Origin of the sequence: Actinocorallia sp. B10E7 (assembly GCF_039871655.1) — a bacterium.
In the GTDB taxonomy this organism is placed as follows: Bacteria; Actinomycetota; Actinomycetes; order Streptosporangiales; family Streptosporangiaceae; genus Actinocorallia.
Genome location: NZ_JBDPLZ010000001.1, coordinates 1003402 through 1018143, shown reverse-complemented (window position 1 = coordinate 1018143; position 14742 = coordinate 1003402). Strand labels below are relative to the sequence as shown.

The following is a 14742-nucleotide window of genomic DNA, read 5'->3' as shown; positions in this document are numbered from 1 at the left end:
CACTTTGCCGGAAAATTACAAGATTCAGTCGAGGACGCCGTGCAGGAAGTCGAGCGTGCTCGTCCAGGCCTGCGCGGCCGACTCGGCGTGGTACGAGGGCCGAGTGTCGGTCAACTTCTCGGCCCTGAAGGGCCGAGCTTGCAGCTCTTCCTCACACCTGGCGGGTGTGGTTCAGGCCGCGTCGTCGGCAGCGTGACTCACTGCCCAGATCGCTTCACCGCGCTGGGCGATGGTGCGGCCTGCGTTCACGTCGGCGTGCTCAGCGAAGCCACACGACGTGCAACGGAAGGTGGACCGGTCAGGCCGGTTGCTCCGGCTGATGTGGTGGCAGCGGCTGCATTCCTGCGAGGTGTGGCGGGGGTCGACGAACACCACCGCCACCCCTGCCAGGGCGGCCTTGTAGGAGATGAACGCGCCGAGTTGCGCGAAGGACCAGGAGTGCAGGGTGACCCGTTGGGGCTTGCGGAGCCGTACCCTGTCGCGGATGCCGCCCAGGTCTTCCAGGGCGATGCCGCGGCAGGTGCGTTGAGTCTCGGTCACGAGCTGCTTGGCGATGCGGTGGTTGGTGTCGGCCGCGAACCGCGCCTCCCGGCCGGAGAGTTTGCGCAGCAGCCGTTTGGCGGATTTGGTGCCCTTCTTCTGGAGCCTTTGGCGCAGTCGCCGGTTCTGGTGCCGGACCTGGTTGAGATGCTTGCCGGCGTGGCGGTCGCCGTCGCTGGTGGTGGCGATGTTCACGATGCCCAGATCCACACCCAGGAAGCCGACCACCTCGCCCAGCCGGCCGTGAACGGCCGGGATTCCTTGCTAGATCCTGTTGAACCACCTGAACAGAGATGAGGTCTGGCTGACCGAGAAGCGGCCGGACGGCTCCACCCGCCTCGGCGCCCTGGCCGATTTCGCCGGCGAGAGGGTGAGGAAGTCGCAGAATCTCGAGAACGCTTACCTAGGGCGGTTCGGAGCTCTTCTCCAGGTGGATCAGACGGGGTTTCTGCGTGCCCTCGGATTGATCGGCTGACGGGATGGGGCAGCGAGCACGACGGGGAAAACCTCTCAAGAGGACGGCCGCGAAGCGGCATGAGCTCAGGACGATCGTCGTCTTCTGCGAGGGGGTGAACTCGGAGCCGGACTATGTGAACGGGCTGAAGTGGCCTTGCCGCCCGCCACGAGAGAGAAGGCACGCGCTTCCCGCACGACAACCCTTCTTCTGGGATGACGAGTTCCTGCGGGAGACAGAGGGCGAATGAAGCGCTGGGTGGAAGCCGAGCCGACCGAGTTGAGGGCGCTGCCTGAACAGCGGCGCGAACCTGACATGGCTCTCACAGGGCGGCGATCACCACGATTCGACGATCGGGGCGTCGTGCTCTTGCTGCGACCACGCCGCGGTGAGGCGGCCGAGCCGTTTCGGGGAGGCCATGCCGTGCGCGGACGCGATCTTGCCGTCGCGCATCTCGAGCACGACGAGGCCCACCACCCGGTCGTCGATGACGGCGATCATGGCGGGGGAGCCGTTGACCACGCCGGCGTGCAGCGCGGGGGAGCCGCCGGCCCGCCGCCGCTTGCCTTCGCTCGGCTTGAGCGCGTCCCGCACGGTGGCGGCCACCCGCTCCGGGGTGGGGAACAGCAGCAGCTTCTCGGAGAGTCCGGCGCCGTCCGAGACCGCGGTCGCGTCCTCGGTGAGCAGGGCGATCAGCCGCTCGGTCCGTCCCGAGGCGGCGGCGTCGAGGAAGGCCTCGACGATCCGGCGCGCGTCGGCGCCGTCGATGACGTCGTCGCGGCGCGAGGCGGTGACGCGGCGCCGGGCCCGGTGGAGGTGCTGCTGGCTGGCGGACTCGGTGATGTCGAGGATGCCGGCGATCTCGGCGTGGCTGTAGGAGAACGCCTCGCGCAGCACGTAGACGGCGCGCTCGTGGGGGGAGAGGCGTTCCATGAGGATCAGCACGGCCAGGGACACCGATTCGCGCTGTTCGAAGGTGTCGGCCGGGCCGAGCATCGGGTCGCCATCGAGGAGCGGCTCGGGCAGCCATGCGCCGACTGCGCGCTCACGCCTCGCCCGCGCGGAGCGGAGCCGGTCGAGGCACAGGTTGGTGACGATCTTGGTCAGCCAGGCCTCCGGCACCTCGATCCGGTCGCGGTCGGCCGCCTGCCAGCGCAGGAACGCGTCCTGCACGGAGTCCTCGGCGTCGGCGGCCGAGCCGAGCAGACGGTACGCGAGCGAGGCCAACCGGGACCGGCTGGCCTCGAACTGCTCGATGGTGCGGGCGTCCATGCGGCCGACCCTAAGCGAGGGCCGCCTCGGCGGAGCGCTCGGGCGTGGTGATCAAGCGGTGCTTCCGGGCCGGCATGCCGAAGGTCGGGTGGCTCGTGCTCCAGGCGGCGCCCTTGAGGATGCCGTTCTTGAGGCGCGCGGCCGCGCCGCCCCGCAGGTACCAGGACTTCGCGCGGGCGTCGCCGTCGACCATCTGGGTGATCGCGTCGTGCCGTCCGAGGCTGATGTGGTTGCCGTAGTACTTCATCGCGGTGGACGGGATCTCTCGGCCGGTCAGGCGTCCGACGATCGCGGCGATCGCCTGCATGCTCGTGAAACCGGCCGAGGCGCACGACATCGGCAGCGGCCGGCCGTTCTCGCCGATGACGTGGACGCTGTCGCCGGCGGCGTAGACGTCGGGGTGAGAGACCGAGCGCATGGTGTCGTCGACGATGATCTGGCCGGTGTCGGCGACCTCGAGGCCGCTGGCGGCCGCGATGGGGTGGACGGCGAACCCGCCGCACCACACGGTCGCCTCGGACGCGAAGACGGCGCCGTCGGCACCGATCGCCCGCGTCGGTTCGACACGTTCGATGGACGTGTACTCGTGGACGTCGATGCCGAAGCGGTCGAAGGCCCCGCGCAGGTGGCGTCGGGCGCCGGGGGAGAGCCAGTCGCCCAGCTCGCCGCGGGCGGCCAGCGCCACCTTCAGCCCGGGCCGCGACTCGGCGATCTCGGTGGCGGCCTCGATGCCGGTCAGGCCCCCGCCCACGACCAGCACGCGCCCGTCCTCGCCCAGGCCGTCCAGGCGATCGCGCAGCCGCAGCGCCGCGGCCCGGCCGGTGACGTGGAGGGCGTGCTCGGCGACACCGGGGACGCCGTGGTCGGCGACGGTGCTGCCGAGCGTGTAAAGGAGGGTGTCGTAGGAGAGTTCGCCGTCGTCCAGAGCGACGGTCCTGCGTTCGACGTCGACCGCTTCGACGCGCGCCAGGCGCAGCCGCACCCCGGTGCCGGCGAAGATGTCGGCCAGCGGGCGCTTCTTGAGGTCCTGACCGGCCGCGAGCTGGTGGAGACGCAGCCGCTCGACGAAGTCGGGTTCGGCGTTGACGATGGTGATCTCGGTGTCGGCGGAGTTGAGGCGGCGGGCCAGGATCCCGGCCGAGTAGGCCCCGGCGTAGCCGGCGCCGAGAACGACGATGCGGTGCCTCATGGTCTTGCTCCCGTCTGTTCGCTTGCCCCTTGAGCGAGACAGCGGGCCGGTCCCTGACAGAACTTCGTTGTGAAGCGGGTCACATGCCGCCGCACCGGCTACCGGCGGGTGAGGACCAGGGGTCCGTTCTCGGTGACGGCGACCGTGTGCTCGGAGTGGGCGGTGCGGGAGCCGTCGGCGGAGCGGATCGTCCAGCCGTCGGGGTCGTAGACGATCTTGTCGGTGGTGGCGGCGAGCCAGGGCTCGATCGCGAGGGTCAGGCCGGGGCGGAGCCTGTAGCCGCGTCCGGGCCGGCCGTCGTTGGGGACGTGCGGGTCCTCGTGCATGGTGCGGCCGAGGCCGTGGCCGCCGAACTCCAGGTTGACCGAGTAGCCGTAGCCGGCGGCGACCGAACCGATGGCGGAGGAGATGTCTCCCAGCCGGTTGCCCGGCCGGGCGGCGTCGATGGCGGCATCGAGGGCCTCCTCGGTGGCACGGATCAGCCGCAGATCGTCCTCGGACGGAGTGCCGACGACGACGGAGCGCGCGGAGTCGGCGACCCAGCCGTCGATGCTCACCGCCATGTCCATGCTCAGCAGGTCGCCGTCACGCAGCTTGTAGCGGTGCGGCAGCCCGTGCAGGACGGCGTCGTTGACCGACAGGCACACCACGTTGCGGAAGGGCCCCCGCCCGAACGAAGGCGAATAATCCCAGTAGCAGGATTGTGCGCCGCGCTCCTTGATCCGCCGCCGCGCGTGGTGCTCCAGGTCCATCAGGTCGACCCCCACCGCGGCGAGTTCGCCGAGCTCCGTGAGCACCTCTCCGACGAACCGGCCGGTCACACCCATACGTTCGATCTGGTCGGGCGACTTGAGCTCGATCACTGGTGATCCTCGCTTCCCTGGACAACGGAGCGGTATTTTTATACCACCATAGTTGCCTCCGAAGAGTCCGCCGCCTACCGTTGACCGCATGGTCCGGCTCCCGCTCGCCCCCGAACAGATCGAGGCAGGCCGCCGCCTCGGCGCCGCCCTCCGCGCCGCCCGGGGAACCCGCCCCCTCGCCGCGGTCGCCCTGGCGGCGGGCATCTCCCCCGAAACCCTCCGCAAGATCGAGACCGGCCGCCTCCCCACCCCCGCCTTCGGCACCATCGTCCAGCTCAGCGAAGCCCTCGACACCCCCCTGTCCGACCTGGCCGACGCCTGGCGCCCCATCCCCGTCCGCACCAGCGCTTAGAACCCCGACCCCCTTTCCAGCCGCTCGTCGGTGCCGGGCGCGGCCTGTTCGGTGGTCATGCACTCACGTCGAGGCCTGCCTGGAGAAGACCGTGGCGTGGGCCGCGGCCAAGAGCTCAACGAGTTCGTCGCCTTCTTGCTCAGAGAGTGCGGCGAATGCGGGCTTGACCAGTTCGCCGGTGATGGATTCGGCTTGCCGCCATCTCTCCTTGATCTCGTCCGTGATCTGCTCGTACGGTTCGGGGTAGCCGTAGAAGCGCGCCTGACCGGGGCCGTCCTGGGCGGGTGAGCCTGCGACCAGGACTGCTTGCAGCGGTGTCAGGCCGCTGGCCTTGACGGCCATGAAGTGCAGGCCGGCGCGGTACTCGCGGAGCACATGGCACAGGTGCAGGACCTGGCCGGGTCCATCCTCGGGCAGAGGCATGGCGCGCCATCCGGCGAACAGGGGCAGGCCGCGGACGTCGCCGTGGTCGGCTGCCTTCTCGAGCAGCCGGGCCAAGCGGCCGGCCTCTTCGAAGGCGGCGAGTTTCCGCCGGCCGAAGTCCTGACAGACCCGGGCGTAGGCGGCGGCCGCTTCGGCAGGTGGTGTGGAGAGCGATTCCCAGGCCTTCCGGATGGTGTGCGGAGGGAAGAAGCCGAACGCGGCGGTGACCACGTCGGCGTCGACGTCGCCGAGGACTCCGCCGCGGCCGCGTGTGTACGGGCCGTAGAACTCACCGGTACCGATCGACGCGGCGTACTCCTTGGCCTCACGCGAGAACATGAATGCGCCGCCGATCTGCTGGATGCGGTCCTTGACCATTTCTGCCTTCGACATGCTCTGTCTCCTTTTCATCGATGTGCGGAGCGGGGTCGGTTCGGAGGAGGAAGTGCCTGAGGCCGTCAGAGCCCTCGACAGAGAGGGATCCCGGGCGGTGGCGGTGGATCGCGGTCTGTACGGCCTTGTTGTCGGCGAGGACGTCGGCTTTGAAATGAGTGATGCCGCATGACAGCGCGATCTCACTGAGGGAGTCGAGCAGGAGGCGGGCGAGGCCGCGGCGCTGCCATGCGTCGGCGACCAGCATGGCCAGGTCCGCCGTCCGGGGGGCGGCCGTATCGCGTGTGTACTCGGCGATCGCGACGGCATGGGTGTCTTCTTGTAGTGCGATCAGGACTTCCCGGTCCCGGTGGTCGACGGTCTTCAACGAGCGGAGATAGCCCGTGGGGATGCGTGGTGTGCCGACGAAGAACCGGTGGTAGAGGCTCTGGGCCGAAAGGAGGTCCGACAACGCGTGGACGAGGCCGATGTCGTCCTGTCGATACGTCCTGATCGTGACGAGGCCTGAGCCGCTCATGCGCGGGTGCGGGGTGTGATACCGAGGGCGGTGACGGCGCTGAGGACCGCGGCGAGGGCGATGAACCACCAGCCGTGCTGGAAGGCCGTCAGCGCCCGGCTGGAGGAGCCCTCGAGCGTGCCGAGGACGGCGACGAGGATGGCGACGCCGAGGACGTAGCCGAGCTGGCGGCTGGTGTTGACCACGGCGCTGCCGGTAGCGGCCTGGGCGGGAGGCAGGCCGGTGGTGGCGGCGGCGAGCAGGGTGGGCAGAGCCAGGCCGATTCCGACGCCGGTGACGATCCACCCGGGCAGGACCTGCGTCGCGTAGTGCACGTCGACGGAGGCGCTGACGGCCAGCATCGCCGCGCCGACGCAGAACAGCAGATTCCCCAGCGCGACCAGGACGCCCGCCGGGACGCGCCGGACCAGCCGCTGGCCGACGACCGCGAAGATCGGCACCATCAGCGGTCCCGGCATGATCGCGAGGCCGGTGTCGATCGCGCTGAACCCCGCGGCGTTCTGCAGCCACAACACGACGCTGGGGAAGAGCGCGCCGAACGCCGTGCAGAACAGCAGCGCCGTGGCGTTGGCCCAGGCGAAGGCCGGCACCCGGAACAGGGCGGGGTCGATGACCGGGGCCGGATGCCGCGCCATCCGTACGGCGAGGAACGCCAGGCCGAGGATCGCGGTGGCGAAGGAGCTCACCGTCAGCGCGTCGGCCCAACCCCATGATTCGCCTTTCACCAGGCCGAGCGCCGCCGCGCCGAGCGCGACGGCGATCACCGCCCCGCCGAGAAGGTCGGGCGTCCCGGCGATCGAGTCGTCGCGTGATTCGGGGAGGAGGCGCAGCGCCGCGGCGAAGGCCAGGATCCCGACCGGCAGGTTGATCAGGAACACCCACTGCCAGGACAGCTGCACCAGCGCCCCGCCGGCCACCGGGCCGAGCGCGCCGGCGAGGGAGCTGGTGGTCGCCCACACCTTCACCGCGCCCGCGCGCCGTTCGGGGGGCAGGGCGGTGAGCAGCAGCCCGAGGCTGGTGGGAGTGAGCACGGCGGCGCCGGCGGCCTGCAGCACGCGGAACGCCACCAGCCACCACAGCGTCGGCGCGGCCGCGCAGGCGGCGCTGGCGAGGGTGAAGACGACGAGCCCGGCGAGGAACCCGGTCTTCCTGCCGTGCCGGTCGGCGAGGCGTCCAGCCGGGATCAGCAGCGCCGCGTAGACGATCGTGTAGGCGTTGAGGATCCAGCTGAGGTCCGGCAGGGAAGCTCCGGGGAAGCTCCTGCCGATGTCGGTGAAGGCGACGTTGACCACGAAGACGTCGAGCATGGCCATGAACGCGGCCGCGCAGAGCACGAACACGACGGCGGTCGAGCGGTCGCCTTGCGGCCGCCCGGTGGCCGTCAGCGCTTTTGAAGGCATGGGAGCTCCCCACATCCGATCTAACTACACTTTTGTATAGCCAGGTCGCTGACTATACATCAGTGAAGTCATGGGCGGGTAGTATGGGGTCCATGCCTGCTGTGATGGAAGGTCTGCTCGCGGACCTCGGCTCGTGGAAGACCGACCACTGTTCACTGGTCAAGGCCCTGGAGATCGTCGGGACCAGGTCGACGCTGCTGATCCTGCGCGAGGCCTACTACGGCACCACCCGCTTCACCGGCTTCGCACAGCGCATCGGGATCACCGAGCGCATCGCGGCCAGGCAGCTGCGCCACCTCACCGAGGCCGGTCTGCTCGCCAAACGCCCCTACCGCGACGAGGGCGGCCGCACCCGCGACGAATACGTGCTCACCGACATGGGCCGCGACCTGCTGCCGGTCATCCTCGCCCTGATGCAATGGGGCGACAAATACCTCCAGGGCGAACATTCGCCGCTTCTGTACGTCGAGCACGACACCGGCTCCCCGGTCCATGTCGAGCTGCGCAGCGACACCGGGAACAAGGTCGAGCTCGAGAACCTCGGTGTGAGGCTCAACCCGGACTGGCGCAGGCCCAAACCGGCAGCAGACGTCGGCGACTGACGAACGGACGGGCCGTCCGACGGCTCAGGCGCGTTATCGAGGCATGACGAGCATCGGACCGAGCCCAGAGCCCACACAGGATCGTGTTCCTTCTGTTCAGCGCCGTGAGGGATCGGGCGGCGGCCACGACGGGAGCGCCCGTCAGTCGGGGAGCTCGGGCAGGGGCAGGCCCAGCGCGGCGGCCAGGGCAGGGAAGCACGATCGCAGGTCCGCGGCCCATGCTTCGAGTTCTTTCAGCCAGCTGCGGGTGGGGGCGCCGGCTCTCGCGGAGAACCGTTCGATCGCCCTCGCGGCGGGCATCTCCCCCGAAACCCTCCGCAAGATCGAGACCGGCCGCCTCCCCACCCCCGCCTTCGGCACCATCGTCCAGCTCAGCGAAGCCCTCGGCACCCCCTGTCCGACCTGGCCGACGCCTGGCGCCCCACCTCCGTCCGCACCAGCGCCTAAAGCCCCGACACTTTTCGGCCGCTCGGCGGCGCCCGGTCACCGCGTCAGATGGACTTCTGGGGCTTGAGCCGCTCTGGGAGGCGGGTGTGGCACGCAAACCCGAGGTGTTCTTCTGTGCGTTGTCGATGGAGAAGGGACGTCGGCTCCAGCGGATCACCAGGTCTGCGAAGGATCCGGTGAGGCTGCGGCGGGCGATCGTCGTCCTGATGCCGACGCAAGGCCGGCTTCCTTCTGGGCGGGGCCTCCGACTTCGACGGGGCGGTCCATGTGATTTCTCCTGGTGTGGAGGAGGGCCGAGCCGGGATGATGAAGGGTGACGGGCCGGGAGCGGGGAGGCGTGAGTGCGGGCGGGGCTGGAGATCGCCGGGCGTTACCGGGTGGGGGAGAAGCTGGGGCGGGGTGGGTTCGGTGAGGTGTGGACGGCTGAGGATCTGTTGCGGGATCGACGGGTGGCCATCAAGTTCCTGTACCGGCATGTGGCGGACTCTGAACCGTTGTGGCTGAGCAAGTTCCGGCAGGAGGCGCGGATAGCGGTCCGCCTGAACCACCCTGGGGTCACGTCGGTCAAGGACTTCGGGGAGTACGACGGGCAGTGGTACCTCGTGATGGAGTTCCTCGCAGGCAAGGATCTCGGCTGTGAACTCGTCGAGTATTCGCAGGGGCTGGAGCCCGGCAGGGCGGCGGGGCTGGTCGGGCAGGTGGTGAGGGCTCTCCGCGTCGCCCATGAGCACGGGATCGTGCACCGGGACCTCAAACCGGGCAACCTCATGCTCTTGGCCGGTGACGAGGTCAAAATCTGTGACTTCGGAATCGCCCACATCGCCGAGGCATCCGCCAGCTACAGCCTCGACGGGCGTCAGATCGGGACACCCGCTTACATGGCACCCGAACAATGGCTGGGCCAGCCTGTCGACCACCGCACGGACCTCTATGCGGTGGGAATCATCCTGCACGCCCTCCTCACGGGTACCCCACCCTTCCCCGGCCCCACCGTCACCGCCTTCATGGGCCAGCACCTCACTCTCCCCCCACCACGCATCACGCGACCCGACATTCCCCGCCACCTTGGCGAGCTCATCCATGGGTTGCTCCAGAAAGACCCCGACCAGCGCCCCGACCACGCCTTCGTACTCGCATCCCTGGTCAGCCCGCCCAAGGACGGCACACAGCAATCGGACCGGCCGACCGGTCCGTCCGGTCCGGAGTCCTGGGACAGCAGCAGCACCGACCGGACTCCGTTCACCGAAGACGCCCTGCTGCCTGAGATGTTCACCAACGACATGGGCATCGCATTCGCCCGGGTGGCCAGCGGTGCCCGCCCTTGCGATCAGGCAGGCACCGGGGATGTGGTCGCGGAGCTCACCAGCCACGGCTGCACCCACGTGATGACCGGGGTTTACCTGGAGCAACCCGGCCCCCTTGCCACCCCTGAGAACCCCGTCCTGGTCTCGGTCCAGGTTCTTCCGTTCCCTGACGCGGCGACGGCTCGGGACATGTACGACTACCTGAATGGCGATGCTCGATGGCGCCTCACCATCTGGTGTGCTCAGACCGGGGGCGTCGATGTCCCCCAAGCCGGCGGCACCGAGTGGCACCAGAGTTTTCGCTGGCAGCACAACCAGGTATTCCACCGCTACGTGATCACCTCGCTGGCCGCCCGCATGGACCACACAAATGACGGCTCCCTCGAACCCTGGTTTTCTTCGGCCGCGAATAAGGCCGCGAACTCCTGCGGGCCGCAGAACTACCGTGGCATCTAATCCGGATCTACCGGCCGGGTCGGTCAGATCGACGGCCGGTGGTTCAGCCGGGGGGTTCGGGTAGGGGCAGGCCCAGCGCGGTGGCCAGGGCGATGGTTCTGCGGGGAGTGGGGTAGCGGCCGGCCAGGCCGGTGGGGTCCAGGCGGCCGTCGCGGGCTTGGAACAGGACCTGCGCGGCGGGGTGGCGGCGCAGCTCGTCCGTGGTGAGTTCGCCGGAGACGCGCTGCGCCTCGGCGGCCAGGGCAGGGAAGCACGATCGCAGGTCCGCGGCCCATGCTTCGAGTTCTTTCAGCCAGCTGCGGGTGGGGGCGTCGGCTCTCGCGGAGAACCGTTCGATCGCTTGATCCAGCTCCTGCCAGGTGTGGTCTTGCCAGGGCCTGGTCTTCAGGACGGGCAGTTGCCACCGGCGTTTGGCGGTCGTCCAGTGGTCGGCGTGCGCGGGGACCGAGTGGACGGTGAACTCCGGGACGCACAGGGCGGTCAGGTTCCAGCCGTGGCAGGCGCCGGTGTCGAGGCCGAAGACCCTGCCGTCGCGGATCATCGGTTCCCGGCCGGTGACGTGGTGGCCGAACACGACCGGTTTGGAGTCGGTGTAGTGGTCGTGCCAGTGGCCGCCGGGGAAGAGCGCCGCGAGTTCCCGTTCGCCTCGGGTCGAGCCGCAGAGGATCTCCTCTTTCTGCTCGGTCAGCGGGACCCCGGGCACCATCGCGGCGTGCACGACACGGACGTGCTCGTTCTCGAAGTGGTAGGGCAGCGTCCGCATCCAGTCGACCGCCTCGGCGTAGCGGGCGCCGAGCTGCAGGCGTGTGATCTCCTGCGCGTAGGAGAAGATGCCGCGCACGTGCTTGCGTTCGTGGTTGCCCATGAGCGCGACCGAGTTCGGACGTTCGCGGAAGAAGTCGACCACGTCGCCGGGCGCCGGGCCGCGGTCGACCAGGTCACCGACACCGACCAGCAGGTCGTCCGGGCCGAGGTCGACCCGCTTCAGCAGTTCGAGCAGTTCGTCGAAGCAGCCGTGGATGTCGCCCACGATGATGGTGCGCCCCATGCGGCGATCTTAGGAAGGCACCGGATCGCCGCACAAAGGGTTTTGGAAAGGCTCAGATCGATGGCCGGTGGGTGAGGCGGGCGGAAGCCACATGCGCGAAGTTGATGACGCCGGGTGAGGGACTGCTCTGGGGGGAGCCCTTCCCGTTGAGGTGGGGGGAGCCCACCTGGCTGAAGGACTGCACCGTGCCGTCACGCATCCAGTCGACGAGGATCTCCTGTGTGAGCGCGGTCTCTTCGGAGGGGACGATCACGGTCACCTCCGTGCCGCCGACCAGGGTCAGGGCCAGCACTTGTTCTCGCGACGGACTCACGACGGGCTTCCCCCAGATCGATGGCTTCTTCTGTTCTGCAAGACAACCGGAGAGTACTTTCCCAGGAACAGGGAAGGGCCTGGCCGGATCCGGCCAGGCTAGCCGAAGGTCGCTTGACGGCGGGACGTCACCGGTCGTGACGGCCGGTGCGGAGGCGACGGGTGAAGGCGGTGAAGGCGGTGCGGGAGAAGGCGAGCTTGGGGCCGTCGGGGTTCTTGGAGTCCCGTACCGCGATCATCCCGGGGAGTCCGGCGACCTCGACGCAGTTGTCTCCGGAGGGGTCGCTGTAGGTGCTCTTGCGCCAGCATGCGGATGACAGGTCAGGTGTGCTCACTCATCCTCCATGATCGTACGGATCAGGTTCTCGGATTCCTCTGCGGACAACGCATCGGACCTAGTCACGTTGAACATTACGGCAAGTCTCCGGACGACTTCGGGATCGGTGAGCATCCGGCCGTTCCCATCGGAGCCTTCCATATAGGCGACGTCCGTGTCCTTGTCGAAGTTGAGGACCTGGAATCCGGTGGGATTGAAGACGAGCGCGTTCTTCGGAATGACTTGGATAGAGATCTTCGGAAGACTCATCAGATCCAGTAGGCGCTTGCACTGTCCAAGTCGAACCTCTGGATGCAGGTCTCGGATGACGGCTTCGCGAATCAGGAGGAAAACCCAGGGGGGGTCCTCTTTCGAGAAGATGGATTGCCGCTCCATCCGGATGGCGACCAACTCTTCGATCTTGTCCGGGCGGCGACCTGCGGTGAACATCAGGCGCGCGTATTCCTCTGTCTGAAAGAGGCCGGGGATGAGCAGCGGTTCGTAGAAACTGATTCCAGTTGTGCTCTTCTCGGCGTCGATCAGTCGACGGAACCCACTGGGAATCAGCCCTCGCTTCCGCGCGTCGACGAGTTGCTCCCACAGTCGGTGGAAGGTCCCACCGGTCTTGAAGTAGGTATCGAGATCGTCGGCAAGCCCTTCTGAGGGGGACTTGTCGTATGTTTCGACTTTTGCAAGCCACTGTGGGGTGCATCCGAGGGCTTCGGCCAGCTTGCCGCGAGATAGTCCGGCTGCTTCACGTTGCGCCCGCATTTCGATTACGAACATCTTTTGCGGCCAGACCGGCTCATCCTTGCGTTGAGGCGCCATTGGGTGCTCCCGGGTTGGGTCCACCAGGATCTTGGTCACCGGCGGCGGGGTCGGGGTGCGGCCGGGGGAGCGCACGGTTCGTAGCCGAGAGTAACGGCTTCCTGTGAGGGTGGTCACGAGAACGCACCCGAATCCCCAAGGAATTTCATTCATGAACGAACAGGAATGCGCCCTTCTCCAGAAGCAGCACCCCAACTGGAACATCCGCACCTTCAATGACAAGACGTGCTATATCGCCACCCGCCTTGGCTGCCCTTTCCTCACCGACGAGGAACTCGTGGCCGGCCTCTACATGACCCTCGTGGAAGACACCCTCGAAGAACTCGAAGAGGCCCTCGCGACCCAGGCGAAAATCGAGGACGCCCTGTGACTGCGGGAACCGCAGGCGCCTTCCTCTTGGGCGCCTGCGTCCTGACCCTGTCCGTCACCTTCACGGCCATGGCCATCCGTGACTTCTGGTACTCCGGCCGCCACCGCTGAACCCGCGCACCCTCATTCGCATAATGCGAACTTTTCGGGGAGCCATCGAAAGATCCGTCCGGCACATGACGTCGGTGGCGCAGGCCGCCGCGCGTGAAATACAGAGTGCTTCGGCGGGCGTCGGCCGGATAGCGTGTGGGCCATGTCGAGCCCTGAGGCATCCACGGTGGGGGCTTTCGGTCACGCCGTCAGCCCCCTGAACCACTGAGTTCGTAGTTCCGCCGTCCCGCCGCGTCCGCGGCCGGGCGGGTGTGCCCTCGGGCGCTGACCGCGGTGACGAGACGTCCCTTCTCACGCATCTCATCGCCTCGGAGCCACTCGATGCCTCTCCCGCTGTACCTGCTCGCCATGGCCGTATTCGCCATGGGCACCTCCGAATTCATGCTCGCCGGCCTCCTGCCGGACCTCGCCTCGGACCTCGACGTGACGGTCGGGGCGGCGGGCTCGCTCACCTCGGCCTTCGCGGTCGGGATGATCGTCGGCGCCCCGCTCATGGCAGGGCTGGCCCGCGACAGATCCGGACGGTCCAGCCTCCTCGGGTTCGTTCTCGTGTTCTCGGCGGCCCACGCCGTGGCCGCAGCCACCTCGAGCTTCCCGGTCCTCCTCGCCACCAGGGTGGTCGCGGCGTTCGCGAACGCGGGGTTCCTCGCCGTGGCCCTGACGACGGCCGCCACGCTGGTCTCTCCCGACAAGAAAGGACGTGCGCTCGCCGTGCTGCTGTCGGGCACGACGACGGCCACGATCGCCGGAGTCCCGGGAGGAGCGGTGCTCGGCACGCTGTTCGGGTGGCGGGCCGCTTTCTGGACCGTCGCCGCTCTCTGCCTGCCCGCGGCGATCGGCGTCCTCAAGGGAATCCCGGCACGCTCCGAGCGGGAAGACGAGACCGGCGGACCGGGCCTGCGATCGGAACTCGCATGCCTCGGGCGTCCGCGGCTGATCCTGGTCATGCTGCTCGGCGCGCTGGTGAACGCGGCGACCTTCGCGAGTTTCACCTTCCTCGCCCCCGTCGTGATCGGCACCGCCGGGCTGGGCGAGCTGTGGATCTCCGTCGTCCTGATGCTCTTCGGCGTCGGTTCCCTCATCGGCGTCACCGTCGCCGGACGGCTGTCCGACCGGCGCCCCGGCCCGGTCATCGCGGTCGGCGGTCCGCTGCTGCTCATCGGCTGGATCGCCACGGCCGTGCTGGCCGACGAACCGGCTGCCCTCCTCGTCCTAGTGTTCGTGCAAGGCGCGCTGTCGTTCGCGCTGGGCGGCACGCTGATCACGCGAGTCCTCTACGAGGCGGAAGGAGCCCCCACCATGGCGGGCTCATACGCGACCGCGGCACTCAACGTCGGCGCCGCCGCCGGACCACTCGTCGCCGCGACCACCCTCACCACCGAGGCCGGAGACCTCGGGCCGCTCTGGTCCAGCGGGCTCCTCGTCGCGATCGCGCTGCTCATCGCGTTCCCCTTCCGCGGTGTGATCGCGGCCGGCCGGAACGAGGAGGCGCGCGGTGACGCATGCGAACGCCCCTCGACCAAGGCCTCGCAGATATCGAGGTCGT

At 68.5% G+C, this 14742-nt stretch carries 15 protein-coding genes and 3 pseudogenes; 6 read left to right on the top strand and 12 right to left on the bottom strand.

Features of this window, described 5'->3' with window-relative positions:
- Positions 1-171 precede the first annotated feature (171 nt).
- From ABGB12_RS04895 to map, 4 genes and pseudogenes are all read right to left on the bottom strand, one after another.
- Positions 172-762 (bottom strand): annotated as a pseudogene (locus ABGB12_RS04895) (transposase); the annotation flags it as partial.
- A 568-nt stretch (positions 763-1330) separates the two neighbouring features.
- Entirely contained in the window at positions 1331-2266 is a 936-nt protein-coding gene (locus ABGB12_RS04890; RefSeq protein WP_347674935.1) for a sigma-70 family RNA polymerase sigma factor, read from the bottom strand.
- Between the two features lie 10 nt (positions 2267-2276).
- The gene (locus ABGB12_RS04885; RefSeq protein ID WP_347674934.1) at positions 2277-3455 is read right to left on the bottom strand and encodes an FAD-dependent oxidoreductase; all 1179 of its coding nucleotides are present in this window, start codon (positions 3453-3455) and stop codon (positions 2277-2279) included.
- A gap of 98 nt (positions 3456-3553) precedes the next feature.
- On the bottom strand, positions 3554-4318 hold the full coding sequence (gene map, locus ABGB12_RS04880; RefSeq protein ID WP_347674932.1) for a type I methionyl aminopeptidase: 765 nt from the start codon (positions 4316-4318) through the stop codon (positions 3554-3556).
- A gap of 88 nt (positions 4319-4406) precedes the next feature.
- Between map and ABGB12_RS04875 the strand changes: the two genes are divergently transcribed.
- On the top strand, positions 4407-4670 hold the full coding sequence (locus ABGB12_RS04875; RefSeq protein ID WP_347674930.1) for a helix-turn-helix transcriptional regulator: 264 nt from the start codon (positions 4407-4409) through the stop codon (positions 4668-4670).
- A gap of 63 nt (positions 4671-4733) precedes the next feature.
- Here ABGB12_RS04875 and ABGB12_RS04870 read toward each other — a convergent pair whose 3' ends face one another.
- Genes ABGB12_RS04870 through ABGB12_RS04860 form a run of 3 tightly spaced genes read right to left on the bottom strand, consistent with a single transcriptional unit; the run spans position 4734 to position 7403 of the window.
- The gene (locus ABGB12_RS04870; protein ID WP_347674928.1) at positions 4734-5486 is read right to left on the bottom strand and encodes a hypothetical protein; all 753 of its coding nucleotides are present in this window, start codon (positions 5484-5486) and stop codon (positions 4734-4736) included.
- Complete coding sequence (locus tag ABGB12_RS04865) at positions 5419-6003, bottom strand: GNAT family N-acetyltransferase (RefSeq protein ID WP_347674926.1); 585 nt, start codon at positions 6001-6003, stop codon at positions 5419-5421. Before ABGB12_RS04865 ends, ABGB12_RS04870 begins: the two co-directional genes overlap by 68 nt.
- Positions 6000-7403 (bottom strand): MFS transporter, encoded by a 1404-nt coding sequence (locus tag ABGB12_RS04860; RefSeq protein ID WP_347674924.1) that lies wholly within the window; start codon positions 7401-7403, stop codon positions 6000-6002. Before ABGB12_RS04860 ends, ABGB12_RS04865 begins: the two co-directional genes overlap by 4 nt.
- A gap of 92 nt (positions 7404-7495) precedes the next feature.
- Here ABGB12_RS04860 and ABGB12_RS04855 point away from each other — a divergent pair, with 92 nt between their 5' ends.
- The gene (locus ABGB12_RS04855) at positions 7496-8005 is read left to right on the top strand and encodes a helix-turn-helix domain-containing protein (protein WP_347674923.1); all 510 of its coding nucleotides are present in this window, start codon (positions 7496-7498) and stop codon (positions 8003-8005) included.
- Between the two features lie 141 nt (positions 8006-8146).
- Here ABGB12_RS04855 and ABGB12_RS04850 read toward each other — a convergent pair whose 3' ends face one another.
- The gene (locus ABGB12_RS04850) at positions 8147-8305 is read right to left on the bottom strand and encodes a hypothetical protein (protein WP_347675047.1); all 159 of its coding nucleotides are present in this window, start codon (positions 8303-8305) and stop codon (positions 8147-8149) included.
- On the opposite strand from ABGB12_RS04850, the pseudogene ABGB12_RS04845 reads away from it, so the two are divergent.
- Both ABGB12_RS04845 and ABGB12_RS04840 read left to right on the top strand, forming a co-directional pair.
- Positions 8286-8519: pseudogene (locus ABGB12_RS04845) on the top strand (helix-turn-helix transcriptional regulator); the annotation flags it as partial. The gene ABGB12_RS04850 and the pseudogene ABGB12_RS04845 overlap by 20 nt on opposite strands.
- Before the next feature lie 274 nt (positions 8520-8793).
- The gene (locus tag ABGB12_RS04840; protein ID WP_347674921.1) at positions 8794-10212 is read left to right on the top strand and encodes a serine/threonine-protein kinase; all 1419 of its coding nucleotides are present in this window, start codon (positions 8794-8796) and stop codon (positions 10210-10212) included.
- Positions 10213-10255: 43 nt separating this feature from the next.
- Here the strand turns inward: ABGB12_RS04840 and ABGB12_RS04835 are convergent, their stop codons facing one another.
- The 4 genes from ABGB12_RS04835 to ABGB12_RS04820 all read right to left on the bottom strand — a co-directional run bounded on the left by ABGB12_RS04835 (position 10256) and on the right by ABGB12_RS04820 (position 12755).
- Positions 10256-11260, bottom strand: a complete 1005-nt coding sequence (locus tag ABGB12_RS04835) for a metallophosphoesterase family protein (protein WP_347674919.1) — start codon at positions 11258-11260, stop codon at positions 10256-10258.
- A 52-nt stretch (positions 11261-11312) separates the two neighbouring features.
- On the bottom strand, positions 11313-11573 hold the full coding sequence (locus ABGB12_RS04830) for a hypothetical protein (RefSeq protein WP_347674917.1): 261 nt from the start codon (positions 11571-11573) through the stop codon (positions 11313-11315).
- A gap of 127 nt (positions 11574-11700) precedes the next feature.
- On the bottom strand, positions 11701-11907 hold the full coding sequence (locus ABGB12_RS04825) for a DUF397 domain-containing protein (RefSeq protein WP_347674915.1): 207 nt from the start codon (positions 11905-11907) through the stop codon (positions 11701-11703).
- Positions 11904-12755, bottom strand: coding sequence for a helix-turn-helix transcriptional regulator (locus tag ABGB12_RS04820; protein WP_347674913.1), 852 nt, complete (start codon positions 12753-12755; stop codon positions 11904-11906). Before ABGB12_RS04820 ends, ABGB12_RS04825 begins: the two co-directional genes overlap by 4 nt.
- Before the next feature lie 112 nt (positions 12756-12867).
- Here ABGB12_RS04820 and ABGB12_RS04815 point away from each other — a divergent pair, with 112 nt between their 5' ends.
- Together ABGB12_RS04815 and ABGB12_RS04810 are read left to right on the top strand one after the other, a co-directional pair.
- Positions 12868-13086, top strand: coding sequence for a hypothetical protein (locus ABGB12_RS04815; RefSeq protein WP_347674912.1), 219 nt, complete (start codon positions 12868-12870; stop codon positions 13084-13086).
- 431 nt (positions 13087-13517) lie between these two features.
- A pseudogene (locus tag ABGB12_RS04810) lies at positions 13518-14663 on the top strand (Cmx/CmrA family chloramphenicol efflux MFS transporter); the annotation flags it as partial.
- Positions 14664-14742 lie beyond the last annotated feature (79 nt).

What these genes read in the sequence shown, in the direction of transcription:
- ABGB12_RS04890 (WP_347674935.1), bottom strand. Translation starts at nt 2,266, where the DNA reads ATGGACGCCCGCACCATCGAGCAGTTCGAGGCCAGCCGGTCCCGGTTG.
- ABGB12_RS04885 (WP_347674934.1), bottom strand. Translation starts at nt 3,455, where the DNA reads ATGAGGCACCGCATCGTCGTTCTCGGCGCCGGCTACGCCGGGGCCTAC.
- ABGB12_RS04875 (WP_347674930.1), top strand. Translation starts at nt 4,407, where the DNA reads ATGGTCCGGCTCCCGCTCGCCCCCGAACAGATCGAGGCAGGCCGCCGC.
- ABGB12_RS04870 (WP_347674928.1), bottom strand. Translation starts at nt 5,486, where the DNA reads ATGTCGAAGGCAGAAATGGTCAAGGACCGCATCCAGCAGATCGGCGGC.
- ABGB12_RS04865 (WP_347674926.1), bottom strand. Translation starts at nt 6,003, where the DNA reads ATGAGCGGCTCAGGCCTCGTCACGATCAGGACGTATCGACAGGACGAC.
- ABGB12_RS04860 (WP_347674924.1), bottom strand. Translation starts at nt 7,403, where the DNA reads ATGCCTTCAAAAGCGCTGACGGCCACCGGGCGGCCGCAAGGCGACCGC.
- ABGB12_RS04855 (WP_347674923.1), top strand. Translation starts at nt 7,496, where the DNA reads ATGCCTGCTGTGATGGAAGGTCTGCTCGCGGACCTCGGCTCGTGGAAG.
- ABGB12_RS04850 (WP_347675047.1), bottom strand. Translation starts at nt 8,305, where the DNA reads ATGCCCGCCGCGAGGGCGATCGAACGGTTCTCCGCGAGAGCCGGCGCC.
- ABGB12_RS04835 (WP_347674919.1), bottom strand. Translation starts at nt 11,260, where the DNA reads ATGGGGCGCACCATCATCGTGGGCGACATCCACGGCTGCTTCGACGAA.
- ABGB12_RS04815 (WP_347674912.1), top strand. Translation starts at nt 12,868, where the DNA reads ATGAACGAACAGGAATGCGCCCTTCTCCAGAAGCAGCACCCCAACTGG.